Below are 21,537 nucleotides of genomic sequence, written 5' to 3'. Positions count from 1 at the left end.
GCGCACCCCCCAATGGAAGACGGACCCAGGGACACGCATGGTGGCATGGGAGACGGCCGCGCTGAAGGCGGCGGGAACGGTCGGCAGCAGGGCCGGGAGGGCCTGGCTGGCCCAGAGGTCGGCGGCCGCGGACCGGGACAAGGACCTCACGGAGCTCATGCGGATCACCTTCCGCGACGTGCTCGCGCGGCGGAAGGTCGAACACCAGTTGGACGGGATCACCCTCGCCGTGATGGAACGTCTCCAACCCCTCTGCGAACAGGAGTTCCGGGGGTTGGACGACGCCGACCGGGCCGCCGTCCTGGCCGAGCTCTCCGACACGCTGGAACGCGCCGACCTGACCGACCAGGCGGTGCTCGGCGCCGACGCCGACCCGGCCGAGCTGGTCCGCCGCATCCGCTCCCGGATACCGCGTGGACACCTGGTGCGGGAGTTGGGCGAGGCCGGTGCGCGGATGTTCGACGTGCTCCTGGAGGAGTGCTGCGACGACCTGCTCCAGATCGTCGTGACCCTGCCGCAGTTCACCCCGCGCGCCACCGCCGAGACGCTGTCGCGGCTGACCGGCCTCTCCGAGCAGGTCGCCGCCGCCCTGGCCCGGATACCCCGGCGCACCCTGGACGCCCCCGAGGGCGAGGACGACGACGCGGAGTTCGACCGCCGCTACACCCGGCACGTCAGCCAGGTGCTCGACACCGTGGAGCTGTTCGGTGTCCAGGTCAAGCGGTACCGCCCCCGCACCTCCCTGAGCGTGGCCTACATCAGCCTGTCGGTGTCCGCCCGGGCACGGCGCCGGGGCCATGACGGGGACGGCCGGGGGCACCTGTCGCTGTCCGGAGAGGACGCCGGTGCCGAGGAGCCCGGGACCGCCACCATGCGGGTGGAGAGCGCGCTGGGCGACGCCCGGCGCACACTGGTCCGGGGTGAGGCGGGTTCCGGTAAGAGCACCCTGCTGCGCTGGTTGGCGATCACCGCCGTCCGCGAGGGGTTCGACGGCGAGCTGGCGGAGTGGAACGGGTGCACGCCCTTCCTCGTCAAGCTGCGCAGCCACGCGCGGGGGGACCTGCCCGGGCCGGAGCGGTTCCTGGAGGGCACCGCCGACCCCCTGGCGGGCCTCATGCCCCGGGGGTGGGTGCACCGGCGGCTGCTGTCGGGGCGGGCGCTGCTGCTGGTGGACGGGGTCGACGAACTCTCCACCGCGCAGCGCAGGAAGGTGCCGAACTGGTTGCGCGACCTGCTGGCCGCCTATCCCGGGGTGCGGGTGGTCGTCACCAGCCGCCCGGCCGCGGCCAGCGCCCGCTGGTTGGCGGCGGAGGGGTTCACGACCGCGCACCTGGAACCCATGGGCCCCTCCGACCTGCGCGAACTCGTCCGCCAGTGGCACCGGGCCATGGCGGAGGTGCCCCAGCTGCCGTGCGCGGTGGAGGACCTGCCCGGCTACGAGTCGTCGCTCCTCGCGAGGTTGGAGGGGGCGCCCCACCTGCGTTCCCTGGCCGCGACCCCGCTGCTGGCGGCGATGTTGTGCGCGCTGAACCTGGACCACCGGACACGGCTGCCCCGGGACCGGATGGGACTGTACGCGGCCACCCTGGAGATGCTGCTCGACCGCCGTGACGACGAGCGCGACATCCCGTCCTTCCGCGACGTCGAACTGGACTACGGGCAGAAGCTGCGGCTGCTCCAGGACCTGGCGTGGCGGTTGTCGCTGTCGCAGCGCTCCGAGCTGCCCACGGCCGTGGTGCTCCGGCAGGTGGAGGAGCGCCTGTCCACCATGCCGGGGGTGCGGGGCGAGCCGCGGGCGGTCACGGAGTTCCTGCTGCAACGCACCGGGACGCTCCGGGAACCGGTGGAGGGCCGGGTGGACTTCGTGCACCGGACCGTGCAGGAGTACCTGACCGCCAAGCAGGCGGTCTACGACCACGACGTCGAGCTGTTGGTGCGCAAGGCCCACCTGCCGAGCTGGCGGGAGACGGTCGTCATGGCCGCCGGGCACGCCAACCGGCCGCAGTTGGAGGAGCTGCTCGGCGGGGTGTTGGCGAGGATCGACGCGGAACCGCAGCACGCGCGCACACTCAAGCTGCTGGTGGCGGCGTGCCTGGAGACCGCCCCCACGGTGCCGGTGGCGCTGCGGGAGGCGATCGACGGGTGCGTGGACGACCTGCTCCCGCCCCGGGACCTGGCGACGGCCCGGTCGTTGTCCACGGCGGGGGAGCGGGTGCTCGACCGGTTGCCGGAGAGCCTGGCGGGGCTGACGGACGCCCAGGCGAAGGCGACGGTGCACGCGGTGGCGCTGGTCAACGGCGACCGGGCGTTGGAGGTCCTGGCGCGGGAGGGGTACCGGAAGGACGGGCGTGAGGTGGTCCAGCGTGCGTTGCAGGAGGTGTGGGGCTACTTCGAACCGGACGCGTACGCCCGCAGGGTGCTGGCCGACGCGCCTCTGGCCGGTGTGGGCGAGGTGGAGTGCTGGAGCAGAGACCAGATCAGGGCGGCGCGACATCTGCGTCAGTTGAGGAGGTTCCACAGTTGGGCAACTGACCTGGGTGACCTTGCCCTGCTCGAAGGACTGCCGAGGATGGAGAGGTTGGAACTGGGGGCGGACGTCGTCACCGACATTCGCCGACTCCCCGGCCTCGGCTCCGGCATCCGGTCCCTGCAACTGTCCCTCTCACCCCAAGCGGACGCCGAACCACTGACCGAACTGCCGGAGTTGCGCGAACTCAGCTTGATGATGAACGGGCGTCCCGACCTGGGCTTCGTCGCTCGACTTCCTCGGCTCCGATGGCTGAACCTGCTGTCCCTCGACCGTGTGCGGGACTACTCCCCGTTGTTGAGTCAGCCCGAACTCGACGGCCTCTGGATTCTCGGTTGCGAGCACCTCGGCGATGTGGAACTTCTGCCTCTGCACCGTGGGTTGCGCAGTCTGTCCGTGGCCGAGTCCAACCTTGACTGCCGTCTGTCCGAACTGTTCTCCAGGGTTCCCCGTCTCAGGACACTGAGCCTCAACGGTTGTGACTGGGCTCAGGACCTCCAGTCTTTTTCTGACGTCCGTCTCGACAGACTCCACTTCGGTTGGACGGACGTGGTGGACGATCTGGACTTCCTGTCGGAGCAGTCGGAGCTGGTACAGCTCAGCCTGCCGTACTCACCGGTGCGAGACCTGAACGCGGCGGTGAACCTCGACAGGCTCGAATTCCTCAACCTCAACGGATGCGCAAAGCTGTCGGAGCTGACACCTTTGGCCGCACTGCCCTCGCTGCGGGAGCTCTCTCTACTGGACGTGGGATTCGAGATCGACCTCGAACCCCTGGCATCACTGAACAACCTCGTTGTCCACATCCGGCCCGGTCACAGTGTCAGCCACCGGGAGGCGTTCTCGGGGAGAATCCGAGAAGTCCACTGAGGATGATCCTGTGCGGTGACCGGTGACCGGTGACCGGTGACCGGTGACCGGTGATCCAGTGACCGGTCACCGCTGGTCGCACACGAGCCCGGGCACGGCCGACCCTGCGTTCGTCTCACCCCCTACGGCCCTCCCACCCCTCCCGCACCCACCCCTCCCAACCACCCCCACACCCCCCTCCTGCGGAGATTCGGTCACCACTCGCCCGCACCCTCCGACAGCACGTCAGAACCGTCCGGTTGTGGCAAACCTCGCGTCTGAGCACCCCCAGCGGGCCCTGGGCGCACACTTTTTGTGGAGATCCCACAAAGCCTCGGCTCCGGCGTGAGCAATTCGGGACATTGGTGTCCCCCAAGGTGATCCACCAAGCTAGAGGGCAGGTGCAGGCGGCGCTCCGAGATCCGGACGTCGCCTTCTGCGTTGCAGTACTTGGGAGGGGCATTCGGTGTTCAGTCGTGTCGCCATCGTCAACCGTGGAGAGGCCGCGATGCGGCTCATCCACGCCGTCCGGGACCTCTCGGCGGAAACCGGGGCCCGGATCGAGACGGTCGCCCTCTACACCGACGCCGACCGCAACTCGACCTTCGTCCGCGAAGCCGACGTCGCCTACGACCTGGGACCGGCCTCGGCCCGCCCCTACCTCGACCTCGCCGTCCTCGAACGCGCCCTGCTGGAGACCCGGGCCGACGCCGCCTGGGTCGGCTGGGGCTTCGTCGCCGAGGACCCCGCCTTCGCCGAACTGTGCGAACGGATCGGCGTCACCTTCGTCGGCCCCAGCCCCGGGGCGATGCGCAAGCTCGGTGACAAGATCGGCTCGAAGCTGATCGCCGAGGAGGTCGGTGTCCCCGTCGCCCCCTGGAGCCGGGGCGAGGTCGCCACCCTGGAGGAGGCCCTGCGCGCGGGCGACGAGATCGGCTACCCGCTGATGCTCAAGGCCACGGCGGGCGGCGGCGGTCGCGGCATCCGCATGGTCGCCTCCGCCGAGGACCTCACCGACGCCTACGAGCGCACCAGCCAGGAGGCGCTGCGCGCCTTCGGCTCCGGCGTGGTCTTCCTGGAGCGCCTGGTCACTGGCGCCCGCCACGTCGAGGTGCAGGTCATCTCGGACGGCCAGGGCACCGCCTGGGCGCTGGGCGTGCGCGACTGCTCCGTGCAGCGCCGCAACCAGAAGATCATCGAGGAGTCCGCCTCTCCGGTCCTGGAACCCGAGCAGGCCGCCGAGCTCAAGGCCTCCGCCGAACGCCTCGCCGTGGCCGTCGGCTACCGGGGCGCCTGCACCGTCGAGTTCCTGTACCACCCCGGTGAGCGGCTCTTCGCGTTCCTGGAGGTCAACACGCGCCTCCAGGTCGAGCACCCCATCACCGAGATCACCACCGGCACCGACCTGGTCCGGATGCAGCTCTACGTGGCCTCCGGCGGCAAGCTGGAGGGCACGCAGCCCGAGGAGGTCGGGCACGCCGTCGAGGCTCGGCTCAACGCGGAGGACCCCGACCGCGACTTCGCGCCCTCCCCGGGGCGCATCTCCCGCCTGGACATGCCCTCCGGCCCGGGCATCCGCGTCGACACCGGCGTCCGCGAGGGCGACAGCATCCCCGCCGACTTCGACTCGATGATCGCGAAGATCATCGCCTACGGCCGCGACCGCGACCAGGCCCTGGGCCGCCTGCGCCGCGCCATGGCCGAGACCACCGTCATCATCGAGGGCGGCGCGACCAACAAGAGTTTCGTCCTCGACCTGCTCGACCAGCCCGAGGTGATCGACGGCAGCGCCGACACCGGCTGGATCGACCGCGTGCGCGCCGAGGGTCGCCTGGTCGCCCACCGGCACTCGGCCGTCGCCCTTGCCGCCGCCGCCATCGAGGCCTACCGCGACGAGGAGGAGGCCAGCCGCCAGCAGCTGCTCTCCACCGCGCACGGCGGCCGCCCCCAGGTGCAGCACGACACCGGCCGCCCCCTGGACCTCAAGCTCCGTGGGATCGGCTACCAGGTGAGCGTGGCCCGGATCGGGCACAACCGCTTCCGTGTCGGCGTGTCCGGCGGCGGCGACGTCCACCCCGCCGACGTCGAGGTGGAGCGCTTCGACGCCAACAGCGGCCACATCACCGTCAACGGACGCCGGTTCCGGCTCGTGTCAGCCACGCACGGCCCGGTCCACCTGGTCGAGATCGACGGTGTCACCCACCGGGTGAGCCGCGACGAGGGCGGCGTGGTCCGCTCGCCCGCCCCCGCGCTGGTGGTCGCCACCCCGCTCGCCGTCGGCGACGAGGTCGAGTCGGGCGCCCCCATCCTCGTCCTCGAGAGCATGAAGATGGAGACGGTGCTGCGCGCGCCGTTCCGCGCCCGGGTGCGCGAGTGCCCGGTGGCGGTGGGCGGCCAGGTCGAGACCGGTGCCCCGCTGATGCGCCTGGAACCGCTCGGCGACGATGCCGCCGAGGACACCGGCGACCAGGCGGAGAGCGTCGAGATCGACCTGCCCGAGCCCGTTCCGGCCGCCTCCGCCGCCGAACGCGCCCAGCGGGGCCTGAGCGACCTGCGCGGTCTGCTGCTGGGCTTCGACTTCTCCCCGGAGGAGCGCACCCGTGTGCTCGCCGACTACCTCACCGCCCGCGACGGACTCGACTCCGTGCTCGTCGAGGGCGAGCTCGACCTCCTCACCGTGTTCGCGGACCTGTCCGAGCTGAGCCGCAACAAACCCGGCGGTGCCGTCGACGCCGAACAGGACCACCGGGTGCACAGCCCCCGCGAGTACTTCCACAGCTACCTCCAGAGCCTGGACGTCGAGCGCGCCGGGGTCATCGAGGGCTACCAGACCAGGCTCACCCGGGTCCTGGCCCACTACGGGGTCACCGACCTGGACCGCACTCCGGAGCTGGAGGACGCGGTCTTCCGGATCTTCCTGGCCCAGCAGCGCATGGGCGGCTACGTCGCGATCGTGTCGGACCTGCTGCGCCGCTGGCTGGCCGACGCCCCGCCCCAGGAGCCGCTCGCCGAGCGCGCCGGGCTCTCCCTGGAGCACCTGATCGAGGCCACCCAGGTCCGCTTCCCGGCCGTGTCCGACCTGGCCCGGGGCGTGGTGTTCCGCTGGTTCACCCAGCCCCTGCTGCGCCGCAACCGCGCCAAGGTGTACGCGGCCGTCCGCGACGAGCTGCGCCACCTGGACCGCGAGCCCCACTCCCCGGACCGCGCCGAACGCATCCAGACCATGGTCGCCAGCTCCGAGCCGCTGGTGCGCCTGATCGGCCAGCGGATCGGCCGCCCCGGCAAGGACCACGCCGCCCTGCTGGAGGTGCTGACCCGCCGCTACTACGGCAACCGGGGCCTGTCCGAGGTCACCGCGAGCCACAGCGGCGGCTGCCAGCTGGTCACCACCGAGCACACCAACGCCCAGGGCGTGACCCGGGTGGTCGCCACCGCCGTGGACCTCGCCGACCTGCCCGACGCCCTCGGCGCCGTCGCCCGGCTCGCCGCCGACGCCCCTGATCACGGCCTGGTCGCCGACCTGTACGTGACCTGGGAGGACCAGCCCGACGCCGACGCCATGGCGGTGCGCCTGGGCCAGATCCTGGCCGAGCACACCCTGCCCAAGGGCGTGCGGCGCGTCACCGCCACCGTCGCGGGGACCAGCGGCGCGGTCATGCACCACCACTTCACCTTCCGCCCCGAGGACGGGGACCTCGTCGAGGACCGTCTGATCCGCGGCCTGCACCCGCAGATCGCGCAGCGGCTCCAGCTCCAGCGGCTGCGGGAGTTCGACCTCACCCGCCTGCCGTCCGCCGACGAGGAGGTCTACCTCTTCAAGGCCGTGGCGCGCAGCAACCCGTCCGACGAACGGCTGATCGCCCTCGGGCAGGTCCGCGACCTGACGGCGCTGCGCGACGCGGACGGGCGCCTGGTGGCGCTGCCCGCCGTCGAGGGCACGCTCGCCGCCTGCCTGGACGCCATCCGCAACATCCAGGCGCAGCGCCCGCACAACAAGCGCTTCGACACCAACCGCATCCTCATGTACGTGTGGCCGCCCACCGAGCTCGGTATCGACGAACTCAACTCGCTGGTCGAGCGCATCCTGCCGACCACCGACGGCGCCGGGCTTGAGGAGGTCCAGTTCGTGGCCCGCCAGCGCACCGAGGCGGGCGAGCTCACCGAACTGGCCGTGCGGGTCGCCCTCGAACCGGGCAGCGACGCCCGGGTGCACGTCGGCGAGCCGTCCACCGAGCCGGTGCTGCCCCTGGACGACTACCGCCAGAAGGTCCTGCGCGCGGCCCGGCGCGGCACCGTCTACCCCTACGAGCTGACCGACATGCTCACCGGGGCGGAGGGGACGTTCGTCGAGCACGACCTCGACGAGAACGGCGTGCTCGCGCCCGTCGACCGGCCCCGGGGGCACAACTCGGCGGCGATCGTGGCCGGTGTGGTCACCACGCCCACCGAACGCCACCCCGAGGGCGTCACCCGCGTGGTGCTGCTCGGCGACCCGACCAAGGCGCTCGGCGCGCTGTCCGAGCCGGAGTGCTCGCGCGTCATCGCCGCGATCGACCTCGCCGAGAGCATGCGGGTACCGCTGGAGTGGTTCGCGCTCTCCGCCGGTGCGCGGATCTCGATGACCTCCGGCACCGAGAACATGGACTGGGTCGCGGCCGCCCTCAAGCGGATCGTGGAGTTCACCCAGGACGGCGGCGAGATCAACATCGTGGTCGCGGGGATCACCGTCGGCGCGCAGCCGTACTGGAACGCCGAGGCGACCATGCTCATGCACACCAAGGGCATCCTGGTGATGACGCCGGACTCGGCGATGGTGCTCACCGGCAAGCAGTCGCTGGACTTCTCCGGCGGTGTCTCCGCCGAGGACAACTTCGGTATCGGCGGCTACGACCGGGTGATGGGCCCGAACGGCCAGGCGCAGTACTGGGCGCCGAACCTGCCCGCCGCCCGCGACGTTCTGATGGCGCACTACGACCACACCTACGTGCTGCCCGGTGAGGAGGGCCCGCGCCGCGCGGCCACGACCGACCCGGACGACCGGGACGTCTCCGGCTTCCCGCACGCGGTGGAGGGCAGCGACTTCACGACGGTGGGGGAGATCTTCTCCGCCGAGCACAACCCGGACCGCAAGAAGCCGTTCGACATCCGCACGGTGATGCGTGCCCTCGCCGACCAGGACCACCCGGTGCTGGAGCGCTGGGCGGGGATGGCCGACGCCGACACCTCGGCCGTGCAGGACGCGCACATCGGCGGGTGGCCGGTCTGCCTCGTGGGTATCGAGTCGCGCTCGGTGGCGCGGCGCGGGTTCCCGCCCACCGACGGGCCGGACACCTACACGGCGGGAACGCTGTTCCCGAGGTCGTCCAAGAAGACCGCGCGGGCCATCAACGCCGCCTCGGGCAACCGCCCACTGGTGGTGCTGGCCAACCTGTCCGGGTTCGACGGGTCGCCGGAGTCCATGCGCAAGCTCCAGCTGGAGTACGGCGCGGAGATCGGCCGGGCCATCGTCAACTTCGACGGGCCGATCGTGTTCTGCGTGATCTCCCGGTACCACGGGGGAGCGTTCGTGGTGTTCTCCAAGGCGCTGAACCCGAACATGACGGTGCTGGCCCTGGAGGGTTCGTTCGCGTCGGTGCTGGGCGGCGCGCCCGCCGCCGCGGTGGTGTTCTCCGGTGAGGTGAACAAGCGCACCGCGACCGACCCGAGGGTGACCGAGCTCCAGACCCGGGTGTCCGAGGCGGGGGCGGCCGAGCGGGCCGAGCTGAACGCGGAACTGTCGGAGGTGCAGGCCTCGGTGCGGGCGGAGAAGCTGAGCGAGGTCGCCACCGAGTTCGACGGTGTGCACAGTATTCAGCGTGCTGTCGAGGTGGGGTCGGTGGACGCGATCATCAGCGCTGCCGAGCTGCGGCCGAGCATCATCGAGGCCATCGCGAAGGGCATGAAGCGCTAGGACGGTTTGACGTGAGGACGGCCAGCTCCGCGAGGGGCTGGCCGTTCGCGTGTCCGGGGGGTGGGGGAGTTCCGGCTGGTTGGGCGAGTGGCGACCTTCTGATGAGTCCGGACCGGTACGCCCCCGAGGCCGGGAACCCCGAGCATCGAGGGGGCGCCGGTGCGCGAGATCGCGGTGAAGTACCGAGTGGGGTTGGGGAAGTGTGGGTTCAGGAGGGCCTGGTGTTGGCGGCCGTAGGGTGGGGTTCGGGCGAGTCAGAGCTGAGGTCTAACGTGGGGGGCCTGCGGCGGCTTGGGGTCTGGTCTGGTGGAGGATGTGTTCGATCAGGTGGTTCGGCGCGGGTAGTGAATTCGAAGGTCAAGCGGAGATAACGGTCCGCGTTGTCGCAGGTCGTTAAGTGTGAGCCCCACGCACGTGGGGATGGACCGGCGGCGACTTCCCGGGCGGTCTCCTCGATGACGTGAGCCCCACGCACGTGGGGATGGACCGACCACGACCACTGACGTGGTGGCGACCCTCCAGTGAGCCCCACGCACGTGGGGATGGACCGCCGCGGGGCCGCTGCCGACGCTGCGGCTGGGGGTGAGCCCCACGCACGTGGGGATGGACCGTTCGACGGCACGGACCCGCTGATCATGAGCCCGTGAGCCCCACGCACGTGGGGATGGACCGCCGTCGAGCTGCTCCACCACGCCCACGGCTGAGTGAGCCCCACGCACGTGGGGATGGACCGTTGGTCCACCGGGTCGCCTGCACGACCATGGCGTGAGCCCCACGCACGTGGGGATGGACCGTACTCGTAGGCGAACCAGGAGGCGAACTCCCAGTGAGCCCCACGCACGTGGGGATGGACCGGTGAGCCCGCAGCCCTTTTGCCAGTTCTCCAAGTGAGCCCCACGCACGTGGGGATGGACCGGACACGGCCGGAGCGCACCTGGTCGCGCAGTAGTGAGCCCCACGCACGTGGGGATGGACCGGCCGCATCAGCTCCTAAGGAGGAGCGACAGGGGTGAGCCCCACGCACGTGGGGATGGACCGGACACGGCCGGAGCGCACCTGGTCGCGCAGTAGTGAGCCCCACGCACGTGGGGATGGACCGGCCGCATCAGCTCCTAAGGAGGAGCGACAGGGGTGAGCCCCACGCACGTGGGGATGGACCGACGTGCCAGAGCGCACCCTGTACAGCACCACCGTGAGCCCCACGCACGTGGGGATGGACCGGCCACGTTGCGCGCCGGCACGCTGACGCGGTCGTGAGCCCCACGCACGTGGGGATGGACCGGCTACAGCGCGTGCGGTGAGTGCGGCGCTCCCGTGAGCCCCACGCACGTGGGGATGGACCGGGCCGCAGGCGTCTCCGTGGACCGGCTATGACGTGAGCCCCACGCACGTGGGGATGGACCGGGTGCTGTACACCGCCGCGCCCGCCGGTCCGCGTGAGCCCCACGCACGTGGGGATGGACCGCTGTCCTCCACCAGCAGGTAGGCAACCGTGGCGTGAGCCCCACGCACGTGGGGATGGACCCGAAGCCGGCGTCCTTGTCGATCCAGCGGACCAGTGAGCCCCACGCACGTGGGGATGGACCGCCAGTCAGAGCAGCAGGCGGACGCCAACAGCCGTGAGCCCCACGCACGTGGGGATGGACCGGTGAAGAGAAACGACGGCCCGCCCCGAACCTGGTGAGCCCCACGCACGTGGGGATGGACCGTCCGAGCTGCTCAACCTCATCGCGCTCGGGCTGTGAGCCCCACGCACGTGGGGATGGACCGCGTGAAGACAGGGCTGAGGAGCGTAGGTCCGAGTGAGCCCCACGCACGTGGGGATGGACCGTCCAGCGCCCCGGACCCGTGGGGGTGATGCGGGTGAGCCCCACGCACGTGGGGATGGACCGCGCTCAGCGAAGGCGGCGCGCAGGCGCGCGAGGTGATCCCCACGCACGTGGGGATGGACCGTCGTAGTTGGTGAACTCCCGACCCGGCCCCCAGTGAGCCCCACGCACGTGGGGATGGACCGGGGACCCGGGCCTACGTCTCGGGGATCGTCCGGTGAGCCCCACGCACGTGGGGATGGACCGTCGAGCGCGGCCGACAGCGCTGCCTTCACCCATTGAGCCCCATGCGAGTGGGGATGGACCGCGCGCTCCCGTCAGCCAGTCATGCGATGAGCAGTGAGCCCCACGCGCGTGGGGATGGACCGCTCAACGGCAGTTTCGAGGAGCGCGCGGCCGGGTCAGCCCCGCGCACGTGGGGATGGACCGTGATCCGCGACCTGGGCCGGGGTCAGGCTGAGGTGAGTCCCGCGCACGTGGGGATGGACCGGGCTGGAAGCCATCCATCGCACCGTTCAGAGGAGGGGTGTCGTAACGACCACTAAAACTCGAGTCGCTTGGCAAGACCCGACATTTGGGGTGCTACTTGGTACGAATCGCATCCAGAAGGGCGGTCCACTCAGAGGCGTGAACCCCCACGGTGCCGAGGTCGCGGTTCTGGGTGTCGCGAATCAGAGTGGTCGGCCCTTCGGCGACCTCCACACAGTTCTGGGCGCCGGTGCTGTAGCTGGACTTGTGCCAGTCACTCATACTTCTGCCTCGTTTCCTTCAAGAAGGCGATGCTCTGTTGGGGAGACCGGGCGGTCGCCTGCAGCGTGCTGAACAGGATGCCGAAGTTGCGCACGTCATGCGCGGTATCGGACTGCGAGCCACCGTAGATGGACTCGACATGCACCATATCGGGAGCGCCAGAGGCCGTGATCAACGTGAACGGCCCATCGAGCCCGGCGTGCGGGTGCTGGTCCCATCCGTGCATCTGGAGCACGACCCGGCGCTCCTCTGCCAGCTTGATGATGGCGTCGATCTGATCGCGCATGATCTCAGATGGACCAATCGGGCGGACCACAGTGATGTCGTCCAGTACGACGTGGTACTGGGGGCCTTCTTCCCGAAGAAGGTCCTTCCTCCACTGCGTTCGGAAGTCCACCCGCTGCTGAATCTCGTTTTTGGAGAGCCAAGGGCCGCCTGAGGAGATAGCTACCCTGGCGTACTCCGGTTGTTGGAGGGGGCCTGGGAACAGCGAGGCTTGGTACTCGCGAACCATGTCCGAGTCGATCTGTGTTCGATGCAGATTCCCCAGCCAGTCAACTCGACCTGCCTGGTAAATCTCTTCGTACAAACGAACGAGGCGATGCCTTGCGGCGAGAAAGTCGTCTACTTCAGGGACGACTGATGCGTCCAGTTTCCTCCTTCCATTCTCGATGTGAGAGATATGCCCAACCGAGACGCCCAGCTTGCGGGCGAGCGCGGGTTGCTTCTTCCCAGAGCGAAGGCGTGCTGCGGCCAGGGCTTGGCCGAACCTACCATGTCGTGGATCAATCGCTTCCATAGCGTCATGATCGCAGATAGCTTGTCTGAAGTCTACCGAATCTTGTCTTTTCTTGCTTGCAGATATGCATGAATGACCACCTCTCGATCATCCCTTCTCTCTGTTGGCTGGAGATGCGAACGTGTGTTTACGCATCAGCTTCCTGTGAATGGCAAACCACAGATAGTGCGAAAACTGGACATAAGGCATAAAAATGCCGCGAGGGTCGAACTGAGAAGGCGCGGCCACCGGGGCGGGTGAGTGCCTACCCCGATATGACCGAGGTGAGACATATGCAGGCCAACCAGGAGACACCGGTGCCGCCGGTTGTTCCCGGGCGCTTTCCTCGGGTGCTCCGGTTCTCCGAGCCCGCCCGTCACGGCATTCTGCTCGGCCCCAGCCGTGAGTACCGGGCCCTGTCGGCCTGGTGTCGGAACGTACTCCCGGTTCAGGGCACTCGGTTGGCTCGTATCGCGCGCATCCTGGTCACCAACTCCCACCAGCACTCCCGGTCGGGTCTGCCCGGCGGGACCGTCCGCGTCGTTCTAGACCAGACCCACCCCAAGCTCCCGCGTTTGTACGTCACCGACCAGGGACCACGCATCACCACTGCGCCCGAACACCCCCGGCTGGACCCCGGAGTGCACGTGTCCGGGCTCGCGGTCTTGGACCGCCTCGCCCTGTCCTGGTCCCCGTCCTGGACCTGGGACGGCGACCGCGTCCAACAGACCACCGTCGAAGCTGTCCTCGACCTCAACTAGCCACACACCGCGTTTCCCTCAGAACACACAGATACAGAGCCCCAAGCCCGAGCAACCGGCGCAACGCCCACCGCCCAGGGCTGACTCAGCCAACCCAACAAACACCTCCGAGGAAGCAGGACCATGAACCCCGACCACCTGAGGCCCCCGCCCGAATGGCCCACCCAAGCACCCCACACCTCCCACGGCCACCGGCGAGGACCCGTCATCCCTTCGCCTCGCAGGCCCGTAGAAACCGTCCCGGTAGAGGTCCTGCGCAACGTCCTGGCCGGACTGCGACGCCTGGAGGTCACCCCATGAGGCCCGCACCGCCGTTCTCCCCCGAACTCGCCCACCGCGAAGTGATGGCCCCCGTGGCGAGCTTCATCAAGCCCTTCCACTCCCACTACTTCTCCCGCACCGCCGGGCCCCCCTACCGCAAGCGGCAGTACTCCTTCGCCGGACTCCCCGGACTCATGCCCCTGGTCCGGGCGTTCCTGGACACCAGCGCCGCCGAACGGTGTGAGGAGTTCCAGTTCCTGTTCACCCTGCTGGGGTCGGAGTTGGCGAACAACGCGATCGCGCACAGTCGGTCGAGTGAGCGGGGCAGTACGTACACGTTGACGGTGGATCGGGGTGCGAAGGGGATGACGTTGATCTGCCGCGACCAGGGCAGCCGTCTGCCGCAGGAGAAGGGCACCTTCACCGCCGCCACATTTGACGACATCGAAGCCGGAACCGCCACCGGCCGGGGGTTGGCGCTGATCGACGCGTTGGCGGATCGGTGGGGCGACAACGGCGACCCGAAGTTCCGGCAGGTGTGGTTCTTCCTGGCCTACGACCTGACCGACAACCCGTGGAGCCACATCGACACCGAAGACGCCGAGAACATCCTCAAGAACGAGGTGGAGTGCTGATGTTGGACATCGACACCAGGGACCTGCTCGAAAGCGCCGAAAACGCGCTCACCGCACCGGGGCACCTGACTCCCACGCAGGAGGACGTGTGGCACAACCACACCCTCCGCAACCGCATGCCTCTGGTTCTGGAGGCGCTGCGGATCGCCGGAGACGAAGGCGACGCCGAACGGGCCATAGCGCTCATCGACCAGGCCGTACACGACTACCCCGCACCCACCCGGATTCCCGGTAACAGGCCGGTCCCGGGGTCCCGGCTTCTCTCCCGCCGCCACCGCGCCGACCACGACCCGGAACCCCCGACCGCCGCCTAAGCGCTCCGCACCGCCCGAAGGCGTTCACGAAAAAAGCTCTGGCGGGTGCGTCAACACCTTCAGAGCAGGCCGACAACCCACACCCCGTTGAAGAGAAAGCAGATTGCCGACATGCCCATTGTGCCGCACACCCACGCCCTGAACCACACGGACAACCCTCCCCCGGCGGAGTTCCGGTGGGAGTGCCGGGTCTACCCCGGACAGCTCTCCCAGACGAGTCAGGTCCGCTCCGACCTGGACACCGACCTCAACCGCCTGCTCACCCGCCCGGGCGAGGTGCGGGAGGAGATGGTGTTGTGCGTGAGCGAGATGTTCGCCAACGCCTGCGAGCACTCCCGCTCGGGACAGGACCCCGATGGCAGGGTGGTCCGGACGCTGGAGTCGCCGGTCCCGGGGCTGGTGAGGGTGTCGATCATCGATGACGGCGCCAGGACGGACATCACCACCGACTCCATCCCGAGGGTCCCGCGCAGGAGGACCAAGCGCGAATGGGAGCAGGCCGAACGCGGCCGGGGCCTGCTCATGGTCGGCCACCTCGCCTCCCGTTGGGGGTTCCGTCCGGTGCTCGACTTCCCGTTCTGTGATGGACTGGGCACGGTCATCTGGGCCGAGTTCACCCTCCCCCGGACAACCAACCACGGAACCGTCGCGGACGGGGGCACCCGGTGACCAGTCACCAGGTCAGCCCAGGGGTGCGGTCGGTCCTGACCGCACCCCGAGGTCAACGCATTCATCGTCCTGCCCGCCCTCAGCGGATCGGCCCGATCTCCTCGGAGTCCCACCAGGATCGTCAGGAGCGGCTGTTGCGTCAGATGGGCGACAATCCCCGGGTCGCGTACATGCTCCGGCACGGGCCTGTCCCGCACTGGGTCAAGGTCGCCCGCCACCACCGCGAACAGAAGGCCCGTGAAGCCCGACAGGCAGCCGCCGACGCCCGAACCGAGCTGGCCGAGACGGAGCCGGTGCGCACTCGGGGACGTCACCGGGCCCCGCGCCGTTGGTGGGGATGGCTCGCCACCGCCTTGGGCCTCGCCTTTCTCCGCAAGGACGACTAGAACACTGCTGCACCGCCACACTGGTCCCATGACTCATCAGAGCCCTCTGTATCTCCTTGTCTCCGGCGCCTCTGCCGGAGACAACGGCCCGGTGACCGAACTCGTGCGACTCCTCCAGGACCAGTCCTGGAGGGTTACGGTCCTGTCCACCCCCACCGGCGCCCGCTTCCACGACCTGGAAGCGCTCTCCGATCTCACGGGTGAGCCGGTCCGAGTCGAGTTCCGTTTGCCGGGGAGCGGCTACAGCCTGCCGCCCGGTGCCGCCGTCATCGCCTGTCCATGGTCGTTCAACTCGACGAACAAACTGGCCCTGGGCCTGGCAGACAACTTCGCCGTCGCGCTGGCCTGCGAGATGATCGGGCGTGGTGTTCCCACGTTGGTCGTTCCGAAGACCGGAGCGCCGCTCGCGGCCCACCCAGCCTTCGAGCGGAGTCTCCGGGAACTGGATCAGATGCCGTCGGTGTCAGTGCTCCGAGGCGAGGGTGGGTTGCCGCCGTGGCAGGAGGTCGTGGGAGCTCTCTCCAGCCGGATTCGAGGCTCAGGGTGAGCGGATTCCCCGGCGTTCGTGTGACTTCCCCGAACGGCCCCGCCCGACAGGACGGACTCGGTACGCTCCCCGAGATCGAGAATTGTGGGGAGTAGGGGGACGTCTCCGGTGCGAGAGATCGAAACGAAGTACAGGGTGGGTGACACCGAGACACTGTTGGCGGCGCTGAAATCCGCAGGGGTGGAGCTGGGTGACGCTCACCTCCAGGACGACCTCGCGTACGCGCCCGCAGGGTGGGGCCCCGAGCAGGGGAAGGTGGGTTACACCTTCGCGCGGTTGCGTACCCAGGACGGTGATCATGTGCTGACCACCAAGACCCCGGTGGCGAACGTGATGGAATGCGTCGAGTACGAAACCGGGGTTGAAGATCGCGAGCAGACCCACTGCGTGTTGGTCGCCCTGGGGTACGAGCCTTCGGTCCGCATCGTCAAGGAACGGCGTTCGGGGCGCAGCGGCGACATGGCTGTGTGCGTGGACGTCGTCAAGGGGGCGGGGACGTTTCTGGAGCTGGAGCTGGTGGTGGACGACGACCGTGATGGCGTTCGGGCGCAGTCGGAGATGGACGCTTGGGCGCAGCGGCTCGGGGTCGCCCTGGAACGGACAGCGGATACCTATGACACCCTGGTGCGCGGCGGTGATGTCGGCTGAGGGTGGGGTTGGTCCCGGCGTGTTCGGTTCGACGCGAGTCGAAGGTCAAGCGGAGATAACGGTCCGCGTTGTCGCAGGTCGTTAAGCGTGAGCCCCACGCACGTGGGGATGGACCGGACTCCTCATGGACATCATTGACCCCCACCTCGTGAGCCCCACGCACGTGGGGATGGACCGTAACCAACCTGGGCACCCCTGGGCACCCTCCCGTGAGCCCCACGCACGTGGGGATGGACCGACCTCCAGCCAGGGCAACCTGTGCCCGGAGGAGTGAGCCCCACGCACGTGGGGATGGACCGGCGCCCGGCGTCGGGTGGGCCGAGCATGAGGCGTGAGCCCCACGCACGTGGGGATGGACCGCGGCCCCGCGGGTACGCCTGGCCGACGTCGACGTGAGCCCCACGCACGTGGGGATGGACCGCGCGGTGAGGTGACAGAGACGCCGGAGATGCCGTGAGCCCCACGCACGTGGGGATGGACCGCAGGAGATGACCCGCCGCTACGAGGAGATCTCGTGAGCCCCACGCACGTGGGGATGGACCGGACTCAGGTCAGCGCTGACCTGCACGATTAGCGTGAGCCCCACGCACGTGGGGATGGACCGGTCGCCTCCTTGCCGGTCCCGGACCGGACCGGGTGAGCCCCACGCACGTGGGGATGGACCTTCCGCCTCGGAGACCTCCGCGCACGCCGCCGCGTGAGCCCCACGCACGTGGGGATGGACCGTTGTCCAGCCCGACCAACTCGAACCCGCGGCCGTGAGCCCCACGCACGTGGGGATGGACCGTTCGATGGCACGCCACTTTCCCGGATGCCTCGGTGAGCCCCACGCACGTGGGGATGGACCGACCGGTTCCGCACGGCACTTGCATCCCCTGTGGTGAGCCCCACGCACGTGGGGATGGACCGCCACCGAATAGCGGCCTTGACTGCCGGAGTCGGTGAGCCCCACGCACGTGGGGATGGACCGACGCACGGAACGCCTTGGGGGCTGCGCTCCGGGTGAGCCCCACGCACGTGGGGATGGACCACGATGGGACTGGGCGGGTGGGGTGTCGGGTGGGTGGGGCCCACCCACCCATACGACTTCCGGCGCGGACCGCCTCGGTCTAGCCTTGACGCCATGGGCACCGACCAAAGCTCCGATCCCCGGTCCCACCTGGGGGAGTTCCTGAGCGCCAGACGTTCACGGCTGCTTCCCGAGGACCTCGGTCTGATCGCGTACGGCCGACGCAGGGTTCCCGGCCTTCGCCGCGAGGAGGTGGCGCTCCTGGCCGGGGTCAGCACCGACTACTACATGCGCCTGGAACAGGGCCGCGAACGGCACCCCTCCACGCAAGTAGTCGAGGCGCTGGCCAGGGCGCTGGACCTGGACGGGGACGCGACGGAGCACCTGCGTCGACTGGCGCGCGCCGAGGGACGCCCGCGCGGGCGGGCCCGCCGGGACACACGTGTCTCCCCGCACCTGGCCCGCCTCCTCGAGCGCTGGAGTGACACTCCGGCCTTCGTCCTGGACCACCCCCTGGACGTCCTGGCACGCAACCGCCTCGCTGAGGCCCTGCACTCCGACTTCACGCTGGACGACAACCTGGCGCGTATGGTCTTCCTCGACTCGGCGGCGCGTCGCTTCCACCGTGAGTGGCGCCGGACCGCCTCGGCGACCGTCGCCGAACTCCATCGCGCGATGGGCCTGGCCCCCGACGATCCCCGGCTGAACGAGGTCGTCGGTGAGCTCGCGCTCGAGAGCGAGGAGTTCCGTTCCCTGTGGGCGCGGCACGACGTGCGGGGTAAGACGGGCGACGCCAAACCGCTGCACCACTCCCAGGCGGGCGCCCTGGACCTGCGTTACGACAGCTTCACGGTCAACGGCGCCCCCGGGCAGCAGCTGATCGTCTACCAGGCGGAGCGGGGCAGTGAATCGGAGGGTGCGCTGGCCCTGCTCGGCTCCCTGCACGCCGATCCCCACGTAGGGGGCGACCAGGCGGACCGGGGCCGGAGCGGTCGGCGACGGTTCGGGTGAGACCGGGGCCCGCAGGCGGCGCCGTCCCGTCACTGGGAGCCGCGCACCAGGGATGACGGCGACCTGGTCGCCTCCGCGTGGCGGGACGAGACTTCGGGTGAAGGCGGTGGAGTCCCCTCCACCGCGCCGCACCCGACGGAGGAAGCACTCCATGAGCTCCGAGACCACCACACACGACCCGGGCAGCCCCCTCGCCCTGGAGGAGATCCAGCGCCGGGCCGACGGCCCCGGGAGGCGTGTCCTCTTCACCAACGCGACCGTCGTCACCATGGACCCGGAAATCGGGACGCTGGAACGTGCGGACGTCCTGGTCGAGGGGGACTCGATCGCCCAGGTGGGTCTCGTACCGGAGGCGGGGGACGCGGTGGTGATCGACGCGACGGGCACGATCATCACTCCGGGTTTCGTGGACACCCACCGGCACGCCTGGCAGTCGCAGCTGCGCAGGATCATGCCGGACGTGGACGATCTCGTGGGCTACGTGACCACCACCCTGGCCGGTTACGCGCCCCTCTACGAGCCCCGGGACATGTACGTCGGTACCCGGCTGGCCGCCCTGTCGGCGATCGACGCCGGCATCACCTGCATGCTCGACTTCTCGCACAACTCGAGGTCGCGCGAGCACTCCGACGCCGCGGTCCGGGCCCTGGTGGACAGCGGAGTCCGCGGGGTCCACGCCGCGATGGGGCCGCACTTCGGTGCCTGGGACCAGCAGTGGCCCGGTGACCTCGCCCGGCTCCGTGAGGAGTACACGGGCGGGTCGGATCGGATGCTGACCCTGCGGGTCGGTGCGCTGGCCACTGACGAGATCGCCGGGCCGTCCCTGGCTTACGGGCCCGGACTGGCGCGCGTCGCCAGGGAGATGGACGTCGGGGTCAGCGTTGACGCCGTCCTCGGTGCCTCGTCCTCCCGTGCGGTGCGGGACTGGGCCCGGCAGGGGCTCCTGGGCCCGAACGTCACCCTGATCCACGCGACCGGCCTGACCGACGAGGCGTGGAAGCTGATCGGGGAGACCGGGACCACGGTCTCCCTGGCGCCGACCTCCGACGCCCAGATCGGTCTGGAGACCGCGATCCCCGCCGTAGACGAGGCACTGGCCGTGGGAGTGCGCCCCGGGCTCAGCATCGACGTGGAGGTGGCCCTGGCCGGGGACATGTTCACCCAGATGCGGGCCCTGCACACCGTGCAGCGGATGCGGGCGGTCAACGCGGCCTACGGCGCCGACGCCGAACCGGTCCGGATCGGCGTGCACGACGTGCTGGACTTCGCCACCCTCCAAGGCGCACGGACCAACGGCCTGGGCGGGGTGACCGGGTCGCTCACCCCCGGCAAACGCGCCGACCTCCTGGTCATCGCCGCCGAGGACCTGAACAACATGCCGCTGAACAACCCGGTCGGCACCGTGGTCCTGGGCGCGGACGCCCGCAACATCGTCACCGTCCTGGTCAACGGTGAGCCTCGAAAGTGGAACGGAAGGGTGCTGGACATCGACCTGGACGCCCTGCGGGGAGAGGTCCGCGTCTCACGGGACCGGCTCCTCGGCCGGGCGGGGGCCGGGAGGGGACCGCACGAGCGCCACCGGACGAACCCCCGACGTGCGAACGCCATCGAGCGAGGACAGGACACACGGAGCAAGATGAACGACCTCCCGACGACCACTCCCGCGTCGAGCGGCTCGAGCCCCGCGACCCGGCCGGGTCGCGACGAGGCGCTGCTGGCCCGGTTGGGCGACCCGGGCGGACGCCCGCTGCTACTGACGGGCGGCGTCGTCATCACGAACAACCCGCTGATGGGCGACTGGCTGAGGGCGGACGTCCTCATCGGAGGAGGGGTGATCGTCGGAGTCGGTCCGGGTCTTCTGACGGCGGCTGCCGACGACGGGATGATCGTGGTCGACTGTTCGGGAACCGTCGTCCTGCCCGCCACCCTCGATCTCACCCGCGACCACGCTGGGGGCACCCTGACCCCGGGCGGGGCCGCCGATGTCGCCGTGTTCCGGTACGCCGACGAGCCAGGCGCCCCCGAGGGAACCGCCCCTGCCGGGCAGGGCCGCCTTGACGTGCAGATCACCGGCGGGCGGGTCCGTGTCTGGGACGGACGGCCGGTTCAGGAGCCGGGCGCTGCCCCAGGACGGGTGAAGGAGCCCGTCCACGACCCGCTCCACCCCCACACGGGGTTGTGGGTGGAGGAGAACGGGTTCGTCCGCCAAGAGCTGCTGCCGAACGGGCGCTACGACGAGGCGCGTGGAGACAGGGAGAGCGCCTACACCGGCAGGTACTGGGTCAACGGATCGCGGATCGACTACCTCGACGACCTGGGTTTTTGGGCTTTCGGGGAGTTCGACGGAGACGTACTGCACCACGCGGGATACCGCTTCACCAGACGCTGAGGTCTCGTCGGCGCAGGCGAACGGTCACGGGCGGACGTGGACGGTGTCCCCCGAGGCTCAGGAGGACGTCGAAGGCCTGCTTCTGCGCGCCGTTCGCGTACACCTGGTGTTCGACGAGGTCGAGCCGGGTAAGGTCCTGGTCGGTGTCTCTGAAACAGGCGCTTGCCCACTCCTCCCGGGAGCACGGGGAAGACCAGCGGGTGGTGGCGCTCGGCCGGTCCGGC

13 protein-coding genes and 2 CRISPR repeat arrays are annotated in these 21,537 nt (G+C 69.7%); of the genes, 11 read left to right on the top strand and 2 right to left on the bottom strand.

Annotated features, from left to right (window positions below; genetic code table 11):
• Window positions 1–37: 37 nt before the first annotated feature.
• Complete coding sequence (locus ABZ635_RS10040; protein ID WP_357761780.1) at window positions 38–3,397, top strand: NACHT domain-containing protein; 3,360 nt, start codon at window positions 38–40, stop codon at window positions 3,395–3,397.
• Between the two features lie 445 nt (window positions 3,398–3,842).
• A complete protein-coding gene (locus ABZ635_RS10035; protein WP_357761777.1) occupies window positions 3,843–9,326 on the top strand; it encodes a carboxyl transferase domain-containing protein in 5,484 nt (1,827 codons plus the stop codon).
• A 399-nt stretch (window positions 9,327–9,725) separates the two neighbouring features.
• Window positions 9,726–11,645: direct repeats of the CRISPR family, unit length 29 nt; unit sequence GTGAGCCCCACGCACGTGGGGATGGACCG.
• A 92-nt stretch (window positions 11,646–11,737) separates the two neighbouring features.
• Here ABZ635_RS10035 and ABZ635_RS10030 read toward each other — a convergent pair.
• Together ABZ635_RS10030 and ABZ635_RS10025 are read right to left on the bottom strand one after the other, a co-directional pair.
• Window positions 11,738–11,905 (bottom strand): DUF397 domain-containing protein, encoded by a 168-nt coding sequence (locus tag ABZ635_RS10030; protein ID WP_357761774.1) that lies wholly within the window; start codon window positions 11,903–11,905, stop codon window positions 11,738–11,740.
• A complete protein-coding gene (locus tag ABZ635_RS10025) occupies window positions 11,898–12,704 on the bottom strand; it encodes a helix-turn-helix transcriptional regulator (RefSeq protein ID WP_357761772.1) in 807 nt (268 codons plus the stop codon). Before ABZ635_RS10025 ends, ABZ635_RS10030 begins: the two co-directional genes overlap by 8 nt.
• Window positions 12,705–12,976: 272 nt before the next feature.
• Between ABZ635_RS10025 and ABZ635_RS10020 the strand changes: the two genes are divergently transcribed.
• The 9 genes from ABZ635_RS10020 to ABZ635_RS09980 all read left to right on the top strand — a co-directional run bounded on the left by ABZ635_RS10020 (window position 12,977) and on the right by ABZ635_RS09980 (window position 21,313).
• Window positions 12,977–13,444, top strand: coding sequence for a hypothetical protein (locus tag ABZ635_RS10020; RefSeq protein ID WP_357761769.1), 468 nt, complete (start codon window positions 12,977–12,979; stop codon window positions 13,442–13,444).
• 296 nt (window positions 13,445–13,740) lie between these two features.
• Window positions 13,741–14,340 carry an ATP-binding protein gene (locus ABZ635_RS10015; protein ID WP_357761766.1) on the top strand — a complete coding sequence of 200 codons (600 nt, stop codon included), beginning with the start codon at window positions 13,741–13,743 and terminating at the stop codon, window positions 14,338–14,340.
• Window positions 14,340–14,654: a hypothetical protein gene (locus ABZ635_RS10010; protein ID WP_357761763.1), complete on the top strand. Its 315-nt coding sequence runs from the start codon at window positions 14,340–14,342 to the stop codon at window positions 14,652–14,654. The genes ABZ635_RS10015 and ABZ635_RS10010 overlap by 1 nt, the downstream gene beginning before the upstream one ends.
• Before the next feature lie 111 nt (window positions 14,655–14,765).
• On the top strand, window positions 14,766–15,323 hold the full coding sequence (locus ABZ635_RS10005) for an ATP-binding protein (RefSeq protein ID WP_357761760.1): 558 nt from the start codon (window positions 14,766–14,768) through the stop codon (window positions 15,321–15,323).
• Between the two features lie 143 nt (window positions 15,324–15,466).
• The gene (locus ABZ635_RS10000; protein WP_357761820.1) at window positions 15,467–15,709 is read left to right on the top strand and encodes a hypothetical protein; all 243 of its coding nucleotides are present in this window, start codon (window positions 15,467–15,469) and stop codon (window positions 15,707–15,709) included.
• Window positions 15,710–15,737: 28 nt separating this feature from the next.
• Window positions 15,738–16,256: a flavoprotein gene (locus ABZ635_RS09995; RefSeq protein WP_357761757.1), complete on the top strand. Its 519-nt coding sequence runs from the start codon at window positions 15,738–15,740 to the stop codon at window positions 16,254–16,256.
• 108 nt (window positions 16,257–16,364) lie between these two features.
• Window positions 16,365–16,904, top strand: coding sequence for a CYTH domain-containing protein (locus ABZ635_RS09990; RefSeq protein ID WP_357761755.1), 540 nt, complete (start codon window positions 16,365–16,367; stop codon window positions 16,902–16,904).
• A gap of 87 nt (window positions 16,905–16,991) precedes the next feature.
• Window positions 16,992–17,935: direct repeats of the CRISPR family, unit length 28 nt; unit sequence GTGAGCCCCACGCACGTGGGGATGGACC.
• Window positions 17,936–18,027: 92 nt separating this feature from the next.
• Window positions 18,028–18,924 carry a helix-turn-helix transcriptional regulator gene (locus ABZ635_RS09985; RefSeq protein WP_357761752.1) on the top strand — a complete coding sequence of 299 codons (897 nt, stop codon included), beginning with the start codon at window positions 18,028–18,030 and terminating at the stop codon, window positions 18,922–18,924.
• 151 nt (window positions 18,925–19,075) lie between these two features.
• Window positions 19,076–21,313 carry an Atu4866 domain-containing protein gene (locus ABZ635_RS09980; protein ID WP_357761749.1) on the top strand — a complete coding sequence of 746 codons (2,238 nt, stop codon included), beginning with the start codon at window positions 19,076–19,078 and terminating at the stop codon, window positions 21,311–21,313.
• Window positions 21,314–21,537 lie beyond the last annotated feature (224 nt).

The organism is Nocardiopsis sp. NPDC007018, from assembly GCF_040635075.1.
GTDB lineage: Bacteria > Actinomycetota > Actinomycetes > Streptosporangiales > Streptosporangiaceae > Nocardiopsis.
This window is presented reverse-complemented; position numbering and strand designations above follow the sequence as displayed.

Coding starts and splice junctions, on each gene's coding strand:
- ABZ635_RS10040 (WP_357761780.1), top strand. CDS start 38: ATGGTGGCATGGGAGACGGCCGCGCTGAAGGCGGCGGGAACGGTCGGC.
- ABZ635_RS10030 (WP_357761774.1), bottom strand. CDS start 11,905: ATGAGTGACTGGCACAAGTCCAGCTACAGCACCGGCGCCCAGAACTGT.
- ABZ635_RS10025 (WP_357761772.1), bottom strand. CDS start 12,704: ATGGAAGCGATTGATCCACGACATGGTAGGTTCGGCCAAGCCCTGGCC.
- ABZ635_RS10020 (WP_357761769.1), top strand. CDS start 12,977: ATGCAGGCCAACCAGGAGACACCGGTGCCGCCGGTTGTTCCCGGGCGC.
- ABZ635_RS10015 (WP_357761766.1), top strand. CDS start 13,741: ATGAGGCCCGCACCGCCGTTCTCCCCCGAACTCGCCCACCGCGAAGTG.
- ABZ635_RS10010 (WP_357761763.1), top strand. CDS start 14,340: ATGTTGGACATCGACACCAGGGACCTGCTCGAAAGCGCCGAAAACGCG.
- ABZ635_RS10005 (WP_357761760.1), top strand. CDS start 14,766: ATGCCCATTGTGCCGCACACCCACGCCCTGAACCACACGGACAACCCT.
- ABZ635_RS10000 (WP_357761820.1), top strand. CDS start 15,467: ATGGGCGACAATCCCCGGGTCGCGTACATGCTCCGGCACGGGCCTGTC.
- ABZ635_RS09995 (WP_357761757.1), top strand. CDS start 15,738: ATGACTCATCAGAGCCCTCTGTATCTCCTTGTCTCCGGCGCCTCTGCC.
- ABZ635_RS09985 (WP_357761752.1), top strand. CDS start 18,028: ATGGGCACCGACCAAAGCTCCGATCCCCGGTCCCACCTGGGGGAGTTC.
- ABZ635_RS09980 (WP_357761749.1), top strand. CDS start 19,076: ATGAGCTCCGAGACCACCACACACGACCCGGGCAGCCCCCTCGCCCTG.